Origin of the sequence: Cyanothece sp. BG0011, assembly GCF_003013815.1 — a bacterium.
Lineage (GTDB): Bacteria > Cyanobacteriota > Cyanobacteriia > Cyanobacteriales > Microcystaceae > Crocosphaera.
Map to the genome: position 1 here is coordinate 19818 of NZ_PRLH01000185.1, position 21180 is coordinate 40997.

A 21180-nucleotide genomic window follows, 5' to 3' on the forward strand; every position below is an offset into this window, starting at 1 on the left:
TGTAACTTTTGTGAGCGATCGCCCTATTTATCTTCTATTTATAGACCCAGATCCTATTTTTCGCTTAGGACTCGTAACCCTCTTAAGCAACTATTCTCAATGGGAAATTGTCGACCAAACAGATAACTTAACAGATGCTTTAACCCAGTTATCTAATAATACAGTTGATTTAATTATTTTAGAGCCTAACTTAAGGGATCAGGCTTTAACAGTTGAAATTTTTTATCAACAAATGAAAGAAATTTACCCTCAGAGCAAACTCTGTTTATTAAGTTACGATCTCAGTTGGGAAAGACAGCAAGAATTGAAACAAATAGGGATTGAAGGGTATTGTAATAAAGGAGAAGTGATAGAGGTTTTATTAGAAAAATGGCAGAAAATTATTGAAGGTGAGTTAATTTGGCCGGCTATTACCTCTAGTCAATTAGCTGAAGCGACCCGAATGATTCCTAAGAGAAACTGGCTTTCTAAAGTGAGAAGATCGGGAATTGAACAAATTAATAATAACTTGCAATTAATTGAGGAAAATCTTAAAAATACGCCGAATTCTACCTGGGATAAAGTGTTTTGGCAAGGCAGAAAAAGGGAATTATTAACCGCCCGTTGGTTAGTTGAACAATTATTACCAGTTGATGTGATTATTGTCCCTTCTCCAAGAACTAATTCTCAAATAATCAGAACCAATAATTTAATTTCCAGGGGAACATTAGTCGCAACGGGGGAATGGTTAAATATTTTTGAGCAAACCAATGATAAACTGGAAAATGAGCTTAAAAATTTAACGAATTCCCGACTAGAAATTGATATTTTAAAAGCTGAAAAGAAACAAGAAATATTAGAATTAGTTTTAAAGCAATTTGAACGCATTATTAGTGATTTCAAATTTATCGAAACAAAAAGTATTCAGGTATCAAGAAATCGCTTCTGTATTTTACAAAGACTATGGCGGGAATCAGCCTTAATTTTTTTAACTAAATATTGTCTTAATCAGCAGCAAATATCCTTAGAAGATATGGAGATATTAGTAGAAGAGAATGAAGAATTAGTCTCTAACGAAATTTTAGAAAAAATTCCTTATTTTCCTGAACTATTTAACTATATCGTTTTAGATAATAAACCCGAATTCCCAGAAAGTAATGAAGCTAATCAATCACAAGAAAAGAAAAAAGAAACCATTTTACATAATGTGATTATTCAAGTTGCTAACGGCATTGTTGCGGTAATTCTAAACTACTTTTCAGATAATGAAAAAGTCAAAAAAATACTATATAATATAGATATGGCATCATCGAGAGAAATTGCAAAATTTAGGAATCGCCTAGCCTGGGAATATAGAAAACAAGAATATTGGCAAGAACCCAAAAATATTTTTGAAAGTCAATATCAACTGTTTTTCTTCACCGAAAAAGGCATCGATTGCACCTTTATTTATGCGCCTCGCCAACAAGAATTAGAAACTTTAAGGGGACTACGTTGGACTGTCACCATTCTTTTAGAAGTGAGAGATGCCATCTCCCCATTGTTGCGCTCTTTGGTGGGAACCGTTGGCACAACCCTAGTCTACATCCTAACTCAAGTGATTGGTCGGGGAATTGGATTAGTGGGTAAAGGCATTTTACAAGGAATTGGCAATAGTCTTTCAGAAAGAGATTATCCCAGTAAACCCAGAAAACAAAATTCAAAATCCTAAATCACCATCGGAATGCTCCCCTAGATGCTGTCTTATCGTTCATAATAAAAATAAAGAGTCATTTTTCTAACAACTAACTGGTTATGAAATACATCTCCTCCTTGACCTCACCACAACCACAATCAACGACAATGAAAACCCTACAACAACGGAAATTGACCCCTAGCAAGCGCAGTCAAAAACGTCGTTTTAAGGGATGGGGAAAATTAGTGACCAGTGGCCTTTTCTTACAGTTATTGTTAATGGCCGGTCCGAGTTGGGGACAAGAGAAAAAACAGGAAGAATATACCTACAGCGAACTATTAAATGATATTAATGCAGGGAAAGTCACTCAAGTCGAAATCGATCCCAGACTACAAAAAGCCACCGTCACCCTAAAAAATCAAGAAAAACCCGAAGAAGTTCCCTTATTTAAACAAAATCCTGAACTCATCAACCGTCTTAAAGCCAACGATGTCCAGATTGACTATAATCCTTCCCCGGATAACTCGGCAATGGTTCGGTTAATGCTGCAAATTCCGATTATTTTGCTCATTTTAATCATTGTCATTGCCATTGTCCGTCGTTCGGCTAATATGTCCGGTCAAGCCATGAGTTTTAGTAAATCCCGTGCCAGATTCCAAATGGAAGCAAAAACAGGAATTTCTTTTACAGACGTAGCCGGCATCGACGAAGCCAAAGAAGAACTACAAGAAGTGGTCACATTCCTCAAAGAACCTGAAAAATTTACCGCCATTGGCGCAAAAATTCCCAAAGGAGTGCTTTTAATTGGACCACCCGGAACCGGCAAAACCCTCCTCGCTAAAGCCGTGGCCGGAGAAGCCGGTGTGCCGTTCTTTAGTATTTCTGGCTCAGAATTTGTAGAAATGTTTGTCGGTGTCGGGGCTTCGCGAGTCAGAGATTTATTCAAAAAAGCCAAAGAAAACGCCCCTTGTCTCATCTTTATCGATGAAATCGATGCCGTGGGCCGTCAGCGAGGTGTCGGTTACGGTGGGGGGAACGATGAACGAGAACAAACCCTGAACCAATTATTGACGGAAATGGACGGCTTTGAAGGGAATACGGGGATTATTGTCATTGCTGCCACTAACCGTCCTGATGTCTTAGATAAAGCCTTAATGCGCCCCGGCCGATTTGATCGCCAAGTCATGGTAGATTATCCCGATTTAAAAGGACGACAAGGCATTTTAGACGTTCACGCCCGTGATAAAAAAATAGATGAAGCAGTATCCTTAGAAGCGATCGCCCGACGCACGCCAGGGTTTACCGGGGCTGATCTCTCTAACCTACTCAACGAAGCCGCTATCTTCACCGCCAGACGACGCAAAGAAGCCATTACCATGGCAGAAATTAACGATGCTATTGATCGGGTGGTTGCCGGGATGGAAGGAACTCCATTAGTCGATAGTAAGAGTAAGCGATTGATCGCCTATCATGAAATTGGCCACGCTTTAGTGGCAACCGTAATGACTGGTCATGATCCCGTCGAAAAAGTCACTCTCATTCCCAGAGGACAAGCTAAAGGGTTAACCTGGTTTACCCCTGATGAAGACTCAGGGTTAGTTACCCGTAATCAACTGTTAGCCCGTATTGCTGGTTTATTGGGGGGCAGATCCGCCGAAGAAGTGATTTTCGGGGAAGATGAAGTGACCACCGGTGCTGGCAATGACATCGAAAAAGTCACCTATTTAGCTAGACAAATGGTGACTCGTTTTGGAATGTCAGAATTAGGGTTATTGGCTTTAGAAGAAGACGATCAAGATAATTATGCTGCCTTTGACGAAATTGCCACTAAAGTGGATACCCAAATTAATCTGATCGTCGAAAAATGTCATCAAAAAGCACAAACCATTATCCGAGAAAATCGGGCGATGGTCGATCGCTTAGTCGATATATTAATCGATCAAGAAACCATCGAAGGGGATGAGTTTCGTCAGTTGTTAGAAGAATTCAAAGAACCGGTTGATTCAGCCGGGCCAGAACTTTGTAAGTCAGTTTAATCGTAGGGTGGGCATTGCCCACCTGACTATCATTGAATCTCAACGAAAAGAAAAAAGAAGATGGAAACTGCACTCAAAAGACTAAACACTGGCCAAACCACCACAAAAGAAGCGTTGCAATTATTTGATGAATTGGAAGCCGTTAAACTAGATTTCATGTGGGGACGTTGGCGAGGTTGTGGGTTACATACCCATCATCCGATGGATGGGTTATTAGAAAGCTCAAATTGGTATGGGAAAGAGTTTATTGATCCTGAAACAGTCAATCCATTACTCTTTTTAGATAGTCAAGGAAAGCTATTTAAAGTCGCTCCTAATCCTACGGCAATGAAATGGTTGGCCCATAGTCCTTGGTTACAAAATGAGTCGTTAAAACCCATAATCACCTTAACGACTCAGTTGATGAGAACAGAAACCTCTCAAGCTCGACTGAGAATGATGGAATATAGGGGAAAAGTTAGTGCCACCATGATCTATGACTATTTGCCCATTAATGACTCTTTTAGAAAAATAGATGAGAATACCCTGTTAGGGATGATGGACTATAAGAGTTTCTCTCAACCTTTCTTTTTTATTTTGAACCGCGATCGCTAGGGGTCAAAATTGATTAAAAATCAATCCTGGGATACAATGGGGAATGGACTATTTAAACCAAAAATCTTAAATTGAAGTGCTATGGCTAAAAAAAGTATGATCGAGCGCGAGAAAAAGCGCGAGCGTTTAATTGAAAAATACGCTGAAAAACGGGCAGCCCTCAAAGAAGCCTTTGAGAATGCCGAAGACTTTGAAGAAAAAATCGAAATTCACCGTCAAATCCAACGTTTACCCCGTAATAGCGCGCCCAGCCGCCACCGTAACCGTTGCTGGTTAACCGGTCGTCCGAGAGGCTATTATCGTGATTTTGGCTTATCCCGTAACGTTCTCAGAGAATGGGCCCACGAAGGGTTATTACCTGGGGTGGTTAAGTCCAGTTGGTAATGAGTTAAAAAGTTAAGGTCAGGAGCAAGTCATCAGTTTCTAAGTCATGTGCTAATCATTACAATCAACTTAGAAACTTGCTACTCCTAACTGGTTTAACTTTCTCCGCAACAATGATCGATTCCTAAACTATCGAGAATCAGATCACTGACAGCGTTCGCTACAGCAAACTCACTAAAAAAGCTTTCTGTAAAATCAAAGGCTTGCATTTCTGTCACAATAGCAATCACCAAACTACCTAGATCATTTTCCCCTTCTAGTCGTTGGCGGACAAAAATTTGAGCAGCCCGTTGAGCAATGGTTTCATTTACCTGTTCTGGGATAAACTCTTGATTAAGCCAGTTTTGCAAAGCAACTTGTAACCACTCCCTTTCTTGTTGAGGATTGCGGACTGGGGGTAAAGTAATAGGAGGAATGGGTTGAGTCGTCATAATAATAGATTAACTTCGTAAAATCGACGATGGAATTTAGCGAAAATATAGACCCCATTATACAGGGATATGCCCAAGGTTACTTTTTAATGGCCGATGAAAATGACGTACTAGGTTGGTATTCTAGTCGTCAACGCGCCCTAATCCCTCTAGATGACCGTTTCCGCTATCCAAAATCCCTCAAGCGAGTTTTGAATCAAAATGTCTTTTCTATCGCCATTGACCGCGATTTTATGGGGGTTTGTCGCGGTTGTGCCGATCGCGAAAGCACTTGGATTGCGCCAGACTTAATTGATATCTATTATCAGCTACATTTAGGCGGTTATGCCCATAGTTTTGAGACTTGGCAGGGAGATCAGTTAGCTGGCGGTATTTTAGGGATTACCATTGGAGGCGCATTTATTGGGGAATCGATGTTTTTTCATATCCCCAACGGGTCAAAAGTCGCCATGGTTAAATTAGTGGAACATTTGCGATCGCGAAAATTCACTTTATTTGATGCTCAACTGCAAAATGAGCATTTAGCTAGATTTGGCTCTTATTTAATCAGTGATCAAGAATATCAAAAATTGCTAGAAGAAGCGTTAAGTCATCCTTGTCTTTTTGTTTAATTTAAAGTCAATTTTTGCTGTCCACCCAACATAAATAACCAAAAGACCACAATAAACCAATGAATTATTTGCTTTACTCGTTATCACTACAGGACAAAACTTACACAGAAATCCCCTTGAATTAGTAACCATCTTATTCTTTGAAGAAATTGGTATCGGGTTATTAGTGGGGGTTAGTTTTTCAGTAATTACTAAACAATTACGAGAATTTTTTCAGAACCGAAACTGGATTATTCATCAATGGTAACCCGTATTAGCCATGAAAATAATATCAGTAAATCTTTTAGTCAATAGATCCTAGCCTTTCATTGAGAACAAAAGGTTAAAGAAATACAAGAAAATTGGCTGAGGTTAACATCGAATTCAGGTGATTAGAATTAAATTTCCCTAACTCCTTGCTGTGTGTCACGAACTTAAAGATTATTATAGAGAAAGAGAAATTTCTTGATTGATAACCATAGGAAGGGACAGGCAACCGTTAATGAACGAAGTGAAGTTAATTTCTGGGCGAGGTATTCCCTTAGTGGGAGATGACATTGATACCGATCGCATTATTCCAGCACGATTTTTACGTTGCGTTACCTTTGACGGGTTAGGAGAGCAAGTTTTTGCTGACGATCGCACCCAACTCAAAGGAGAACACCCTTTTGATCAACCCCAGTATCAAGGAGCTAATGTGTTAGTGGTCAATGCTAACTTTGGCTGTGGATCATCACGGGAACACGCCCCCCAAGCCATTATACGATGGGGCATAGAAGCGATTATCGGGGAAAGTTTCGCCGAAATCTTTTTCGGTAACTGTATTGCCAATGGAGTTCCTTGTGTTACTGCATCTCCTGAAGCCATTAAAACGTTACAAAGCAAACTACAAAATAACCCCCAGGCTCAAATTACCCTAGATTTAGCAGCTAAACAAGTCAAATGTGATGATTGGGTGGCAACGATTTCGATGGGAGAAGGATCTCGTCAAATGCTTCTCGAAGGAACATGGGACAGTTGTAGTCAGTTAACTCAAAATCCAGACCAGATTAAACAGACCACGCAAAAATTACCCTATCTTGCTTGGCAATAAAGGTTAAAAAGTTCATAGGGAAAAAATGAGGGGAGCAATCATCATCAAACTGTTTGGTTATCCCCTCCTCTATCCCTGACAAATTAAATTACAGCGATCGCAAAAACATTGGATGTCGAAGCTTTAATCTGGCAGTATGGTCAGGGAAAAAGAGATTTTAGTCGGTTAGACCTTCAGCGAATCGAGTTAATTCGAGAAAAGCTCATGGAGGTTAATTTTAGCCGAACAGCTTTAGATTGGGCAAATTTAAGTGGCACCGATTTAACTAAAGCGAACTTAAACCGTGCTGAGTTAGCTTATGGTCGCTTGATTAGTGCGACGTTAGTCAATGCTGATTTATCTGGGGCTAATCTCAGTCATGCTGACCTAAGTTGGGTCGATTTAGAAAATGCTAGTTTAGTTAGTGCTGATTTACATGGGGCGAATCTCAAACAAGTGAATCTCAGTGATGCTGATCTCAGGGGAGCTAATTTAAGTGAGGCGAACCTGACTGGGGCTATTTTGCATCGAGCGCAACTCAGTCGCGTCGATCTCAGTGGGGCCAATTTAACAGGGGTCGATCTCAGTGGGGCTAATTTAAGTCGTGCCGATCTCAGTGGAGCCGATCTTAGAGAAGTGGATTTAACCGACGCTAACCTTTATAAAGCGGATATCAGTGACAGCAAACTGCATAATATTGACCTTCAAGAAGCCTTTTTACAAAGAGCCGATTTTAGTCGCGCTAATTTAAAAGGAGCAAATTTAAGCGGAGCGGTTTTACGAGAAGTTAATCTTAACCTCGTGGCTTTATCTGAGTTTAATTTGCGAGCCATTACCCTAGCCGGTGAAACAGATTTAAGTGCGGCTAATTTGCAAAACGCCAACTTGAAAGGGGCAATTTTACGTCATGCTAATTTAGGCTATGGGTTGCTTTATCGAACCCTATTAAACGATAGTCTTTTACGGGGCGCGAATTTAATCGATGCCTCTTTTCGAGGGGGCGATTTTCGTAATGCTAATTTTCGTAATAGTAATATTAGTAATATTAATTTAACTGAAGCGACTATGCCTGACGGTAGTATTCATCCTTAACTGACCAGTGAACGCTGACTGCTGAGTGCTTACTAATGACGAGGAGATAATTAATTACGAATAGGTTAGCATCAAGATGAAATACTATTGCGATCCCCCCCTGCCCCCCTACCCCCCCTGCCCCCCTTGTAAAGGGGGGTGTGGGGGGAGTGAGAGGGGGGATCTATGTAAGTTTGTTGGGTTAGTTGCGTTTTCAGTAAATACTGTGTTATAGTAAGAACTTGTGCGGACGTATAGCTCAGTTGGTTAGAGTACATCGTTGACATCGATGGGGTCACTGGTTCGAGTCCAGTTACGTCCATATTTTTTTGAAGTGTGTATAATATTAACTATGTGACTTTACCCATAACTTTGCCGTTTTGGTAAGGTTATCGTTCAAAACACAAGTGGCAAGATTATGGTTCAAAACCTAAGTCCCGTTTAGTTTGCTTGAACACTTCACGAACTTGAGGGTAACGAAGAAAGCTAGGGTGAGTCAAAAACTCAGCCACACGAGATTCAGAAGGATACTTACCGTCAGCATACAATGAATAAGTGACGGTGCGAACTTCTTGACAACATTTATTAATGGTTTCATGCTGAATCGTTTTTAATCTTTGGCGGTATTTCGCAGAAATCCCTTGACATAAATCTGGGAAATGTCGAGATAAAGTCCGACGATGATAGCCTAATGTCTCTGAAACCTGCTTAAGAGAAGGACTTTCTACATCAGGTAAATTCAAAACTTCTCATAGTTGCTGTTGTAAAAGCTTTAAGTTTAGCTGACGAGGAGATTGACGGATAAGAGACTGTTGTTTTGGGAGTTGACGGGCTGAAACCGTCTCTAAATGGCTTTGGCTTATTTTTTCTGTCAACAAGGTAAGCAACGGTAAATCCAGACACTCACTAATTTTTAACAGAGAAGCAAGTGGGGGTAAAGATTTCCGATGATACCATCCCCAAACTGTATTTTTGGGAAGATTTAACTGTTTAGCAAAAGCACTAATATTACCTTGAGTAACCCCGTTGATAATCGCTGAAACATTATTCCATAAGTTATCTTGGGTAGGATTATGGGGTAAAATAGGCATAATCTCAATTAATGAGGCTAGAGACTCAGATAAAGCGATATTGCCCCCTAACTCATCTTGATTCAGATGAGTTGATATGGTTTTGGTAGGAGAAAATAACAATTGATGACAATGAGAACAACAACCATTAGAAGATTTCCAAGTCAACCAAGGCTGTTTATTCCCACAATGAGGGCAATTTTCCCATAATCTGAGACCATGATGTGGACAAACTTTCACTGCTTCGAGTGACCATAACAAAGGTTCATAAAGAACATGATGGGATTGCCATTGTTGCTGATAACATAGAGGACACCAAACCTTATGATTTCCTAATAAGCCTTTGTGAGAAAGAATATTAGACCAAACGGACAAAGTTAAAAACGACAAATCTTTCCGTAAAGTTAAATATTCTAATGCTTGAACAAAATCTTTTGCTAAATCTCCATGACCCTGTAAAGCTCTAGCTTTTTGAAATAATGCGCCTAAACTGCGACTTGACGAATTTTTTAAAAATGTAGTGCGAAGACAAGGAGAAATTAGGCGAGAAATAAACACGGATAAGGATAAACAATGTAGTTCAGATAAGCGAATCAAATAACTGCTCAAACTTTCGCAATAAGGTGTACCAATTCCTATCGGTTTTAAAGAAAATAAACGACTCTGAAGAGGAATTTCAGGTTTCTTGAGATCCCACCGTTCATAAACTGTTAAATCATCAACTGACATCAGGTTCTTGGACTCCAATTTTGTCTCGTTTTGGGTTTCTTTTTCCGACTTTTGTTTTTCTTTTAGAAGACTGACCTTTTTTTTGCTGTTCAGTAACGTCTTCACCTAAACCTAATAAGGTTCGTAAATTTTGGGCATCGGCTTCTGTTTCCGATAATTGCCTTTCCCCTTCAAGAATTTCTGCAAACATTCGTTGACATTGAGCCACTGATAAAGCTCTACGTTGAAGTTGTTTGAGAGTTATAGTATTTGAATTTTCATCTAACGCATCTTTGAGGGTACGAGTTAACCAGTTTTTCAATGTACCGATACACCCTAAAGATCGTTCGTAAAAATATTCCCAATGACTCACTAAATCAGGTTCTTGAGCTAAGGGCATTTGACGTTGAAATGTTAATAAAACACTTTTAAATGCTTGAATATCATCAGGATTATCGACTTGATAGCGAGGAAAATGAATATCAACACTACGTCTTGATAATTGACCACTTAAATTCCGAAAAGTCAATAATTCATAGGTTCCTAATAAGCAGTGAAGAATAGTGGTCATATTAGCCAAAGATTTAAGACAATCTAATTGGTCTTGTAATTTATGCCCACTCGACATTTTTCCCATGTGTTGAGCTTCATCAATAAAAAATACATCGGGTTTACGATGACTCAAGCTATTTTCTAAAGCTCGTCTCAAGGCAGGTGCAACAACTTTCGGTTCAATGACAACATGACCAAAAATATCCCGATAAACTCCTCGCACTCCATAATCAATCTTGTGTTCAATCAAAGGTTCTTCAAGGGCAATCAAAGCACGGGTATAATAGTCTTTCCAGTTGAAATTCCGTGATTCTGGGGCAACTGCCTCAATGCCAACAACTGGGATGCGACCCCTATCAATGGTCAACTCAGGTAAGCAAGCTTCAATGATTTTTTGCTCGACTCGCTGTTTGAGAGTGGTTTTCCCCACTCCACTGGGGCCATAAACAAATATAAAAGATGCACCGGCTGGTTCATTGATTGTTCGCATCAAAGCTTCGTAAACTTGCTTGAGGCGAGGATGTGCAACGGTAAACCCTTCAAAATAATCCAACTTTTCAACAACGGATTTTTCGAGAAGTTCTGGGGGAAAATAACTCATACTTTAGAACTCCTCATAAATTTCAAGGTTATCGGGTAATGTGTCTTCTGCAATAGAAGAGGTGGTATCAGTTAGGGTAGAACTAGCGACATCAGTGGCAATAGATGAAAATATAGGATTTTGATTAGCGTGACCCCCATTAATGACCTGAAAAACGTCCTTAGCTTCCATATCCCGTTGTCTTTGCTGTAAAAGAACTTCTTCTGCTTGAACAGAGGTTAAAAACTCAGCCAATTTTTTTGCAGATACTTTGGATTTTTTTTGATGATTGGAAAACCGTTTGATTAATTCTTTGGTAGCTAACTTGATTTCTTTCTCAGAACGTCCTTGAAAATCTGCAAAATACTGAGATGTACACTTCACCCAAAACCCTCGGACATAAGCATAGGCAATACCTGCATCAAAGGGGTCATAACGGATGGGAACGTAGGTTTTTTCAATTTCAGGGTCTCGGAAAATATTAGCCCAATAGTAGATATAGTTGATTTTGATGCCCATTGAAGGCTGTACCTTAGCCTTTCCTGTACTGGTGGTAGGAAGGGTCAAAATTTGAAAATTATCGTCGTAGGGAATGATTTTATGGTTTCTCGTTCCTCCTTGTATCATTCCCAAGGCAAAGGCTTCTCTAGGGCTTTGTCCTAATGCCGGATGATTTAACGTATCATAAACGTCATAAGCCCAAGCGCATAAGGTTTCATAGAGTCGTCCCAATGTCCAAACAGCGTGTTTTTTGGGGTTTACCGACTTGGTAACTTGTCGAACATTTTTCATGATTTGGGTATTGCCCAACAAGTTATCAACAAATTGAGTATTGCTTGTGCCGAATAACCGTTCACACACTGCACCAAACCTTCCTTTGGCTGCAGGACGATGTTTCTTGGTACATTCAAAAGTGGCCAGCAAGGTTTCAAAGTAAACACTGTGAAACTCAGCCCCATTATCAACCACGATAGTTTGAGGTAAACGTCCATTCCGCTGCACACAAAGACGTAAAGCCATTAAACAAGAGCGATAGGAAGGAGAATCAAAGGTCAGATAAACGGCCAATAATCGTCTAGAATAAGCATCAACTAGAAACGTTGCCCAAGGTCTACCTAAGTTTTGACTGGTTTGAGAGCAAACTAATTCAACATCCAATTCTGTATGGTCAATATGAGCAATTTCTAGGGGACGACTACCATGTTTAGGAGTTGTTTTTTGTAATTCCCAATAAAAGGTTTCTTTGTTGTAAGCAGCCCTACGACCTTGCCTTTTTTTGGTTTGTTCGTAACTAGACCGTTTTTTGACTTCGAGGGTAAAGGTTTTATAACTGGGGACAATGAGTCCCTTTTGTTCACAAGCTTTTAATAATGAGCAATAAACCGACCACATCCGTTTCTGTTTCAGGGTTTCATAGTCATTGGTAATAAACTCATTCATTAAATCAAGGGATGCTTGGGGAAGTTTTCGACTTCGATTTCCTTTTTTTTGACGATGAGACAATAACCCTACATACCCACACCCATATTTTTGTTGGGCATTTAGATATTTAGCTTTCCAGTCTCGAATGGTTCTAGCTGAAGTGGTTTCATTTTCTCGTTTTTCTCCCCGTAAATAGGGTTCAATGACTTGATAACGGCGTAATGCTTCAGATTGGTCTTCTGGACTAGCTTGATAGAATTGCTCCCAAGCTTCAGAATTAATTGAAGGGGTTTGAGGGGCTAAATAGGTTATTGTTCCTTGTTTGATTAATGCTTCGATTTCTTCAAGTTTGAGAACTATAAATTTTTCATCTTCATCCCGTAAAGTAATTTCGCTGTTGCCAATGTGTATGATATTGACTGCTTTACTATCCCACAGTAAAGTTGTTCCAATGGTTAAATTAATGAGAGAAGACGGTAGCAAAGGTGATGAAGGAGACTGCTTCATCAAAATATAGGCTTTTGCTGTTTTAATATCGGGAAAAAGAGGACATTTATCGAGTTCTGTTAAAGAATATTGTTGAAGATTAATATAAAGTTGTTCAGTAGCAATTAAGGTATAAATATCATCAGTTTTGATGGTTTCAGCTTTGGTTAATAGTTCTGTAATGGTGATTCCTGGTTGAGAAGTTACAATTTCAAGGATGATATTGGCTGTAGATTCTGGAATAGTTAAATTTTCTGCTCGATAATAGTCTTCAAGAAATACTAAGTTGCCTTGAAGTATCCAATTAATTGAATTATCTGACCATAAATGATAATTAAGTCCCAAAGATTGAGCATAATTTTCTCCTGGTGGACTTCGCCATTTTCCGTCAGTAAAAACATAGCGGTTAGGACTTTTTTGAGAGAGTTTTTTCAACTCACTCTCAGTTTTACATTCTTCCCAACCTGCACTATTACCTCTAATAACAAAATAGTCAGGGGTATGAACCACACCTAATTGACGACCATTTTTCCCCTGATAATTTAACTTAATGGGTGGGGGTTGGTCGTAATATTCGAGAACATCCTCATCATGTTCTAATTGGTAGATATGAGCTAATTCAACCTTATGAGATTCAAATTGAATGGTAAACCCCATTTTTTGACTTGGGTAGCGTCCAGCAACATTTTTTCTTCCACCACCAACACGACGAGAAGGGTCTGATGAACGAATTTGTTCTATTAATTGTTGAGTTTGTTGGGGTAAGTTTAAATAGTTACACCATGCGATAAATTCAGATTGAGATAACATAAACATATTCCTCTAATTCATCTCTTTGACTTCATCTTTAAGAGGAGAAAACAACCAATTTCTACCTTCTTTCTTTTCACTTTTTTGCCATGCAATTCCATCAGGATCTCGCTTTTGTGACCATTCAGGGAATTTTTTACCTTTTTTTGAAATAGCATTTGAGACTGACTGAGGCTGAAGTCCTAATCGTTTCGCTAATTCAGATGAGGTTAGACGCATTTGCTCGACATTTTCTGAAGATAAAGACACACGGTTAGATATCTCCTCAGAATCTTTAGTAGTCTGTTCTGAAGAGTTACTTTCTGGTGATTTAGAGGTAGATGAATCATCTATTACAATTGATTCAGATATCTCAGGAGAGTCTTGATTATCTGTCTTTAAATCCGAATTAGTAGATTCAACCTCTAATTCTTTAGTTGTTTCTTCCCCTAGTTGTGCGGAATTGTTAGGCTGTAAAAGTTTGCCATTCTCGTTAGACTTGTTAGATAAGATTTCTTGAACAATTTTGGATGAAGTTTCTTCAGATGACTCCGTTAAATCAGATAACCCGCGCTGTAAATAGTCAATTAAAGTCTTAAGTTGTCCTCCTTGATAAAACTGAAGTAATTTATCGGCTGCTTTCTTCGGATTATCCATTCTTACGGACTTAGAACGGTCTTTAATCCCCAATAAATCCTTAACATAGCGATTGAGTTCCCGACCATAGGCAGGTTCTTTATACTCATCTTCAGGAATTGGGCTAGAATAGATGTACTGATTAATGCGATATCCAATTAAATCTCGGTTTTCAATGTATTCCCGTTCATCTGCCGTTAAGTTATCAGGATCTTTGATATCTCGTCCTAATTTGGCAGCAAGATCTATGGAAATCAGCTTAAGGTCAAGTAACTCTCTAATAATCGGTATTGCTTCGGCTGCGCGGTTGGCTGCACGGATTGTTGTTTGTTGTTGTCTACTTAACTTCGACTGGTCACTAGGCGAAGTTGTTTCAGTTAAATCTGTTCGTTTTCCTTGACGAGATTCATGGACAAGTGTTCTAAACTGCCATTGAAAGGAATACCATTTCTTTGTTTAGCAATGGTATGAACTTCTTTGAGATAGTCTTTTCTTTGTTTTCCTTCTGCTTCAGGATGTAAAATAAATACTAGATGGTTAACTTTTTTATTAACCTGTTTTCGAGCATAGCCAGCTTTTTTATCAGCCAGCCAAGTAGCATATTCAGAGGGGAAACCATCAGGAATTGGCTCATTAGTAGTTGAATCAAAAGGAGTTTCTGAATTGACCGCTTCTCGATACTTCTGATGAAAAATCTCAAAAAATGAGGGGTCACTCATGAATTTTTGAGCTAAATGGGCTGGTGTTTTATGCCAGTCTTGAAAAAAGGGATCATTTTCAATCACCCATTCAGCAACGTTTGCATATTCGGGGGAAATTTCATCACCATCAACAATTTGCGCTCCCATTTCTCCTGTCGAAGCAATAGGAATAAAATTAGTCGTTGAAGGTGTATCAGGTTCGCCATTTTCATCATCGTCACCTTCATTGTTATCATCCATTGGTTCTGGTTCGTCAACAACATGAGCAACTTTATTCATAACATCCATTGCTAATTCAATTAAAGTAGGATGGGCAGGAATTAAGGTTTCTACAGGTTCAGGAGAATCTTGAGTGGGAAAAAGACGTAATAAACGCCCTAAATCTTGCATAAACGATAAAGGAGCGCAAATATTAGTGGCATGAATCCGATATTTGAGGCGATTGATAGAAACCCCTTCTCCCAACATATTGACCCCAATAATCCAAGAACGTGCTGTCGGCCCTGTTTCTGCTGCAAAGGTTTCAATAAGTTGGCTTGAATCTTCTTTTGACCTAAAATTTGTACTCGAATTAGGATCATCATCCTCTCTTGAGACGACTACTAGCGCATCTTCTCCCGTCAGCGTTTTAATGCGGTTTTTCATGTCTCTTGCTGCTGGAATACTTGAGACTCGGACATAAGTAGCGCATTCGGGTATTCCCTTCATACGGTCACGTTTCATGCGATTATGCGCCCATAAAATGGCTTCTTTAACCCAGTCACCATCGGGAAAAATGGCAGTATTTAGTGCATCCCTTAATTGCTGCTCATTGGTTGCATTGGTAAAAGTTCGCCCTTCATAAGTTGCTTCGTTGCGAATGTATTTAAACTCTCCTTCTAAGGTGACAAAAACAAATAAAGGAATAATTTTATCTTGCCGAGCATCAGCTAAGGTATAACGAAAATCAGGCTGGCATTCATAGGCATTATCGTCAATTTGGTCGTAGGTTAACCAATTCCCCAAAATTCTGTTGTTATCAGAACGAAAAGGAGTACCAGAGGTCATTAAACGATGAGCTACTACATCATCTCGAAACGCTGTCTCACAAGCTTGTCCAAAGGAAAGTTTATCGCTGGCATGATGAACTTCGTCAAGAATTACAAAGACTTTACCTTTCCAGTTTCTTTGTAGATCGTTAGCCAAATTTTGAGCATTTTCACGTTTCGTTAACCATTGATAACTAATGACGATACCTTGGTAGTTCTCTCCTGATAGCTGTTTTGTGTTAGGTAATCCTTTTGACCTATTATCAGTTCCAGAATGATAAAGATTTAAGCCAAAAAGCCGATGTGCATCTTGAGCATACTGTTTTCTTAGATGTTCTGATGGTGTGACAACAACAAGGAAGTCCCAATCGAGGGTACTTCTTAGTGAAACAAAGGTGTACAATGCCCCACCTGTTTTTCCTGCTGCGGTACAACCTTCAAGTAGTGTATTTTTTTGTGGATTAGCTTGATATTCCCTTACAAACCGTGCTTGCCAGTCTCTGGGATTGAACTGATTACTCATAAATTAAACCTCCGATGTTAAAATTTGGGTAGTGTGTAGATCATTGGAAACTCAGATGTATCTCTCGTATCTCAAGTGTAGCTCATTTGAATATCATTAGCATGGCAAGAACCAGTAAAGATAAAACAATTTCCATTCGACTGTCTCAAACCATGTTGGAGGCACTAGATGCCCGTGCTGTCTTGGATGAAAAAGACAGAGCGCAGGTGATACGAGAAGCAATAGCAAAACATTTAGAGATAAACGACGAAGAGTTTGAAGAAAAAATTAATTCTTTAGAAAAAACCGTTGATAAGCTTCAAACTGAATATCAAAAGGACAGGAAGAAAACTGAAGCGTTAGGTAAACGGGTCGATGAAATGAGTCGCCTAGTCACCTATTGCATCGAACGCTTACCATCGAACAAAACTTAAAAGCATTCCGATTTATTACCGAAACGCTTTGATTATTAAGCTAATGCTCGTTTAACTTTGTTTCCTGCTTCATCACAGCTTTGTAAGCACTGCTTATAGCCTTGACGTTGATTTTCTTCGATATCCTCTTCAGCTAAAGCTTCTGCTAATCCTAAAGCTGCAACTTTCACTCTTGAAAGGTTATCTCTTAAATTGGCACTTTTTGCCAGTCCCATTGTTTGCTTTAATTCTTTAGAGGTTCCACCCAAAACCTGCTTATTAATAGCATTAGTACAATTAGCGTAATGGAAAGGTTTGGACGCACCATGCTCTTGCAATGTGCTGGTAAACTGATGGCGAACTTGCTTATTCTCTAATCGAGTTTGAATCCATTTATCGGTTTTGCCTTGACGCTTCCAGTTTTTAACGGCTCGGTCAACTCCCTTTTCGGGATCAACTTCTTCCTCTACATAGCGTTTTGCCCATTCATTTACCTGAATATGAAGATTAGGGTCAAGATACTTTGCGTAAGCTAAGGCTACTTGCCAATGTCCCCACGTACCTCCATTGCGTCCACGCACTGTTTTTAAAATGTCGTTTGTAGCGACATTTAATTTTTTTTCTAGTGCCAACAGAAATAAAGCAGATCCATCTGTTTCTGTCCACCGTCAAGGATCTCTATTTTTTGGGCTGTTAGCAGCTTTCCAAAGTTGAGTTAGACTAACTAAGTTATTAGTTGGGTCAACAGAAATAAGTGTATCTTGGTACTTTAAGGCAATTAAGTTATTGCTTTTCATTTTTTCAATCAATACCGAATAAGATGATGTAGCGAGGTAAATATTCAACTTTACTCAACGTTAAATCTAAGTAAAGTCGAGATGTTAATTGTAAAACAAAATTTTTTTAAGCTATTTGATAGGATAACCCAAAAAACAAAAAAATAGCAAGCTCTTCGTCTATTTTTTTCTTAATAATTGGTTAATCAAGTTTCAACACATAATTCAGACAGACTCAGATTTGCTCTATAGCTACTAAGCACTACATATAGTGTATTTAAAATCTTATCTACTCAATAGGTAGTGTTCACTAAAATTCTAGTCACATAATTTTTATAGTTCAAAAATACTAAAAAATTGATCTTTACTGATTTTTAGTAAATTAATTTCAGTAATTTTTATTGTTAAAGTTTGCAATTTTATAATCAAACTAAACAAATACTGGTGGCAAGTTTATTATTCAAAAATCCACTCTCGGCAAAATTATGGTTCAAAGTACACAAGAACTGTAGCAATACTTCAACGATATAATTAGGTTAATAGCTACAGTAACGGCAAGATTATGATTCAATTTGTGGCAAACTTATAGGTAAAGTCACAAACTATCAGATATATAGTACGTATGTACTTTAAATGATTATTTGCCCTACGATAGTATATTTTTAAGTTTGCATGAAAAGTATTGTTAATCAAATCAAAGATATAGTTATTTTTGACAAACAAAGATTAATTTACGGTTTAATTATCATTTTTAGTCTCTTGATAGCTGATTGGATGGGATTATTAAAAATTAGTACAATGTTGTTTGAGTTAAACGGGTTACAATACCCGAATTTTTATGGTCATATTAATTCATTTTTGATAGACAAAGTTACCTTATTAGATAACCTTAGAAAATTTGTTCCACAAAAAGACTTTTTATCAGATATTATTGCTGTACAAGCTGCGATTATTTCCATTGCTATACCTATTAGTTTTGATGTTATTTCTAGAATATCTGAGAGATATAAATCATCAGTCATAATTAACCAATTTAATCAACAGTGGCAAGTTAAAGTCTTACCGTTACTACTTATCTTTAATATTGCTTTATCGGTTTGCTTGAAATTTTTTATAACAAATGATCCCAAATCCTTACTAGAAATTATTCTTATATATTTAGCTTTCTTTTGCTTCTTAGGAATTTTAGGGATATTAGGGTTATTTTTTCAAACTGTTAAAAAGTATTCAGTTGATACATCATATTTACTTAATCAGATTTATAAAAATATAGAAAACAATCTTAATATTGAGAAGTTACTGAAAATCAAAGATAATAAACAACTAGAAACTATACAAAATAAATTAATTGAATCTTTTGAAGCTATTGGAGATATTTTAGTGGTTGAAGTTAGTGAGAAAAAAGCTAATAATACTATTTTAAAAGGTTTCCAAAAAATCCAAGATTCAATTATTATAATTTTCAAAGTTAAAGATAAAAACCCAGAACTTTTTGAGCGTTTAGTGGTTTCTTCAGATTTTCATAAGTTAACTCAAAACAATAAAGTAAATATTTCATATCAACTTTCATTTAATTCAGACAATGTATTAATAACTTTAACGACAGCAATCAACCAATTTATCAGAATTCATGAAACTGCGGTTAATTGTAACAATGGTGAAATTAGCTGTTATAGTGTTGATAATGTTATAGATATTCTGAAAGAAATAACCATTAGTTCTAAGAACGATATAATTGTTAGAAAATTGCTCAAAGATTTAACTAATATGAGTAGTTTTTCAATCAAAACTAAAGATTATTCTGCTTATATTGCTTCTATTCAATGGTACACAAATATAGTATTTGATTTAAACAATCAATTTGATTTGTCATATCTTGCTATTTTTGATGAGTATTTTTGGTTAAATATTAAATATATAATAACCTATGATAACAGGGAAGTTTTTGAAGGTTTAGTTTCTACAGTAACACAAGGAATAACTGCATCTATTAGTTCACCAAGTACAAATATAAGGGATTATTTTAGACCTTACATTTATAAATTAAAAAGAAGAGATGATGAAATAATAAATAGTATTTCAAGGTTACATTCACAAGTGTATAATATTTATAGCCAAGATCAGCTTAATACTTGGATTAATGAATTTAATAAATTAAAGAATATTGTTGATGCAAAGCTTCACGATATAGAGAATGAAGAAAATAGAGATAATATTAAATCTAATATAAGTTCACATTCAACTATTATCAAAGACTTAACTAAAGAGTTGAAATACAAAAATTTACAGGTAATTATTTTTTATGCCGCAGCTTATTGTATTTTCAAAAAACAATTTGGTTATATTAAAAATCTATGGAATTTTAATCAACCTCCAGATTCAGATGCGATATGGGTTAACCGTAATATTGTCTCATCAGGACTTGAAAAAATCATTGACTTCTACTCGAAGAGTAATCTGATTCAACGAAGATATTGGTGGGATAATCATCATGGAAGTGGAATTTATATTAAAAAATATTTTTTGCTTTTACTAATAAGAGAATTCTATAAAATTGATCCAAATAATTATCAATTAACTGTTCAAAAATTTAATCTATCTAATGATTTTGATTCTTATGATTTGTTTATAATAAAGGATTGGACTGATGATTATATGAAAGTAGCTGAAGAAATCAAACAGGATAATAACTTATTTAGAAGTTTAGAATTTGACTTAGATAAGGTATCTGAATCTATCGATAATGGTGTTATTCCTTTTTTAAAAGAATTAAAAACTAAAGCAGAAAAAAGCATTATTGTCTTGAAAAGAAAACAGAAAATTAGTTCAAATAAAGTTCAAAACTTTAAAAATGGTGTTTATCAAGGATTTTCAGAATTATCTTATGTTAGAGAAATCTTTGAATATTTTAATTTATATGATGATAAAAATAATCAACCTGTATCCGAAACGGACTATGGATGTCCTAATCAACTATTTCCTAAAGAGTGTTTTTTTGATAATTGGTATTCTACATCATCAGACTCTGGTAATTATGCAGGTAAGAATTTTGGAAGACAAATAGCAATTTATGAAAACAAAAAAATTATTCAACAAATTTCAGAATATTGTGAAAGAATTTCTCAAAATCCATTAGAAACTATTTTTAATGACCTAAATAATCAGATACAAGATATTTTTATTATTGCTTCTTTCCAAGCTATAGATAATTGGCGTAATCATCAACAGTTTAACGATGATTATAATTATTGTCCTGATTTTCAACCCCTGCTATTAAAAAGTTTTCAAGGATATTACTTATATAAAGAGCATGAAATACCTGTTTTCTTTATCAACTCTGAAATCATAGATAATAATATATTAGTTTTGAATAAGTTTCGATTAGGAACTTTACAACAATATCTATATAATAAACCCGAAGATTTGGAAAACCCTAAACAATTTCAAATAGAGATAAAAGCTTTTTCAGAAGATACTGAATTACTAAATAATTGTCTTGATAATCCTTTTAAGGGGTTACTAGAAAAAGGAACCAGAGACCAACAACAGGAGTATTTAGAACAATTCGTTGCTATTACAATTATTGAAAATTTTGAATTTGTAAAACATCCCGAATTTCAAGGATATATGATTCCTGTAGAAAATTTGTAAAATAATAATGTTATCTTGCTGCATGAGGTTAATC

Annotated in this window: 16 protein-coding genes, 1 tRNA gene and 1 pseudogene; 10 read left to right on the forward strand and 8 right to left on the reverse strand. The window is 36.9% G+C overall.

Features of this window, described 5'->3' with window-relative positions; all coding sequences use genetic code 11:
• Positions 1–10: 10 nt before the first annotated feature.
• From C4E06_RS22840 to rpsN, 4 genes are all read left to right on the forward strand, one after another.
• Complete coding sequence (locus tag C4E06_RS22840; protein ID WP_107670680.1) at positions 11–1690, forward strand: DUF3685 domain-containing protein; 1680 nt, start codon at positions 11–13, stop codon at positions 1688–1690.
• Positions 1691–1773: 83 nt separating this feature from the next.
• Complete coding sequence (ftsH, locus tag C4E06_RS22845) at positions 1774–3690, forward strand: ATP-dependent zinc metalloprotease FtsH (protein WP_107670681.1); 1917 nt, start codon at positions 1774–1776, stop codon at positions 3688–3690.
• Positions 3691–3750: 60 nt separating this feature from the next.
• Positions 3751–4284 carry a DUF4334 domain-containing protein gene (locus C4E06_RS22850; protein ID WP_107670682.1) on the forward strand — a complete coding sequence of 178 codons (534 nt, stop codon included), beginning with the start codon at positions 3751–3753 and terminating at the stop codon, positions 4282–4284.
• A gap of 81 nt (positions 4285–4365) precedes the next feature.
• A complete protein-coding gene (rpsN, locus tag C4E06_RS22855) occupies positions 4366–4668 on the forward strand; it encodes a 30S ribosomal protein S14 (protein WP_008273879.1) in 303 nt (100 codons plus the stop codon).
• A gap of 95 nt (positions 4669–4763) precedes the next feature.
• Here rpsN and C4E06_RS22860 read toward each other — a convergent pair whose 3' ends face one another.
• Positions 4764–5099 (reverse strand): hypothetical protein, encoded by a 336-nt coding sequence (locus C4E06_RS22860; RefSeq protein WP_107670683.1) that lies wholly within the window; start codon positions 5097–5099, stop codon positions 4764–4766.
• A gap of 29 nt (positions 5100–5128) precedes the next feature.
• On the opposite strand from C4E06_RS22860, the gene aat reads away from it, so the two are divergent.
• The 4 genes from aat (at position 5129) to C4E06_RS22885 (ending at position 8154) form a co-directional block, all read left to right on the forward strand.
• Complete coding sequence (gene aat / locus C4E06_RS22865; RefSeq protein ID WP_107670684.1) at positions 5129–5710, forward strand: leucyl/phenylalanyl-tRNA--protein transferase; 582 nt, start codon at positions 5129–5131, stop codon at positions 5708–5710.
• A gap of 481 nt (positions 5711–6191) precedes the next feature.
• Positions 6192–6782: a 3-isopropylmalate dehydratase small subunit gene (leuD, locus tag C4E06_RS22875; protein WP_107670685.1), complete on the forward strand. Its 591-nt coding sequence runs from the start codon at positions 6192–6194 to the stop codon at positions 6780–6782.
• Positions 6783–6890: 108 nt separating this feature from the next.
• Positions 6891–7853 carry a pentapeptide repeat-containing protein gene (locus C4E06_RS22880; RefSeq protein WP_107670686.1) on the forward strand — a complete coding sequence of 321 codons (963 nt, stop codon included), beginning with the start codon at positions 6891–6893 and terminating at the stop codon, positions 7851–7853.
• Positions 7854–8080: 227 nt separating this feature from the next.
• Positions 8081–8154 (forward strand) — tRNA-Val (locus C4E06_RS22885).
• A gap of 94 nt (positions 8155–8248) precedes the next feature.
• On the opposite strand, the gene C4E06_RS22890 is transcribed toward C4E06_RS22885, so the two are convergent.
• The 6 genes from C4E06_RS22890 to C4E06_RS22915 all read right to left on the reverse strand — a co-directional run bounded on the left by C4E06_RS22890 (position 8249) and on the right by C4E06_RS22915 (position 16327).
• On the reverse strand, positions 8249–8575 hold the full coding sequence (locus C4E06_RS22890) for a hypothetical protein (RefSeq protein WP_107668928.1): 327 nt from the start codon (positions 8573–8575) through the stop codon (positions 8249–8251).
• A 6-nt stretch (positions 8576–8581) separates the two neighbouring features.
• A complete protein-coding gene (locus C4E06_RS22895; RefSeq protein WP_107668927.1) occupies positions 8582–9631 on the reverse strand; it encodes a TniQ family protein in 1050 nt (349 codons plus the stop codon).
• Positions 9621–10763 (reverse strand): ATP-binding protein, encoded by a 1143-nt coding sequence (locus C4E06_RS22900; RefSeq protein ID WP_107670687.1) that lies wholly within the window; start codon positions 10761–10763, stop codon positions 9621–9623. The genes C4E06_RS22895 and C4E06_RS22900 overlap by 11 nt, the downstream gene beginning before the upstream one ends.
• 3 nt (positions 10764–10766) lie before the next feature.
• Entirely contained in the window at positions 10767–13460 is a 2694-nt protein-coding gene (locus tag C4E06_RS22905; protein WP_107670688.1) for a DDE-type integrase/transposase/recombinase, read from the reverse strand.
• A 12-nt stretch (positions 13461–13472) separates the two neighbouring features.
• Entirely contained in the window at positions 13473–14129 is a 657-nt protein-coding gene (locus C4E06_RS22910; RefSeq protein ID WP_198648969.1) for a hypothetical protein, read from the reverse strand.
• A 323-nt stretch (positions 14130–14452) separates the two neighbouring features.
• Complete coding sequence (locus C4E06_RS22915) at positions 14453–16327, reverse strand: DEAD/DEAH box helicase (RefSeq protein ID WP_107670690.1); 1875 nt, start codon at positions 16325–16327, stop codon at positions 14453–14455.
• A 101-nt stretch (positions 16328–16428) separates the two neighbouring features.
• On the opposite strand from C4E06_RS22915, the gene C4E06_RS22920 reads away from it, so the two are divergent.
• Entirely contained in the window at positions 16429–16740 is a 312-nt protein-coding gene (locus tag C4E06_RS22920) for a ribbon-helix-helix protein, CopG family (RefSeq protein ID WP_107667987.1), read from the forward strand.
• Positions 16741–16775: 35 nt separating this feature from the next.
• On the opposite strand, the pseudogene C4E06_RS22925 reads toward C4E06_RS22920, so the two are convergent.
• A pseudogene (locus C4E06_RS22925) lies at positions 16776–17375 on the reverse strand (KilA-N domain-containing protein); the annotation flags it as partial.
• Between the two features lie 792 nt (positions 17376–18167).
• Between C4E06_RS22925 and C4E06_RS22930 the strand changes: the two are divergent.
• Positions 18168–21146 carry a hypothetical protein gene (locus tag C4E06_RS22930; RefSeq protein WP_107670692.1) on the forward strand — a complete coding sequence of 993 codons (2979 nt, stop codon included), beginning with the start codon at positions 18168–18170 and terminating at the stop codon, positions 21144–21146.
• Positions 21147–21180: the final 34 nt, after the last annotated feature.

What these genes read in the sequence shown, in the direction of transcription:
- C4E06_RS22900 (WP_107670687.1), bottom strand. Translation starts at nt 10,763, where the DNA reads ATGAGTTATTTTCCCCCAGAACTTCTCGAAAAATCCGTTGTTGAAAAG.
- ftsH (WP_107670681.1), top strand. Translation starts at nt 1,774, where the DNA reads ATGAAATACATCTCCTCCTTGACCTCACCACAACCACAATCAACGACA.
- C4E06_RS22895 (WP_107668927.1), bottom strand. Translation starts at nt 9,631, where the DNA reads ATGTCAGTTGATGATTTAACAGTTTATGAACGGTGGGATCTCAAGAAA.
- C4E06_RS22915 (WP_107670690.1), bottom strand. Translation starts at nt 16,327, where the DNA reads ATGAGTAATCAGTTCAATCCCAGAGACTGGCAAGCACGGTTTGTAAGG.
- leuD (WP_107670685.1), top strand. Translation starts at nt 6,192, where the DNA reads ATGAACGAAGTGAAGTTAATTTCTGGGCGAGGTATTCCCTTAGTGGGA.
- rpsN (WP_008273879.1), top strand. Translation starts at nt 4,366, where the DNA reads ATGGCTAAAAAAAGTATGATCGAGCGCGAGAAAAAGCGCGAGCGTTTA.
- C4E06_RS22930 (WP_107670692.1), top strand. Translation starts at nt 18,168, where the DNA reads ATGAAAAGTATTGTTAATCAAATCAAAGATATAGTTATTTTTGACAAA.
- C4E06_RS22860 (WP_107670683.1), bottom strand. Translation starts at nt 5,099, where the DNA reads ATGACGACTCAACCCATTCCTCCTATTACTTTACCCCCAGTCCGCAAT.
- aat (WP_107670684.1), top strand. Translation starts at nt 5,129, where the DNA reads ATGGAATTTAGCGAAAATATAGACCCCATTATACAGGGATATGCCCAA.
- C4E06_RS22850 (WP_107670682.1), top strand. Translation starts at nt 3,751, where the DNA reads ATGGAAACTGCACTCAAAAGACTAAACACTGGCCAAACCACCACAAAA.
- C4E06_RS22905 (WP_107670688.1), bottom strand. Translation starts at nt 13,460, where the DNA reads ATGTTATCTCAATCTGAATTTATCGCATGGTGTAACTATTTAAACTTA.
- C4E06_RS22920 (WP_107667987.1), top strand. Translation starts at nt 16,429, where the DNA reads ATGGCAAGAACCAGTAAAGATAAAACAATTTCCATTCGACTGTCTCAA.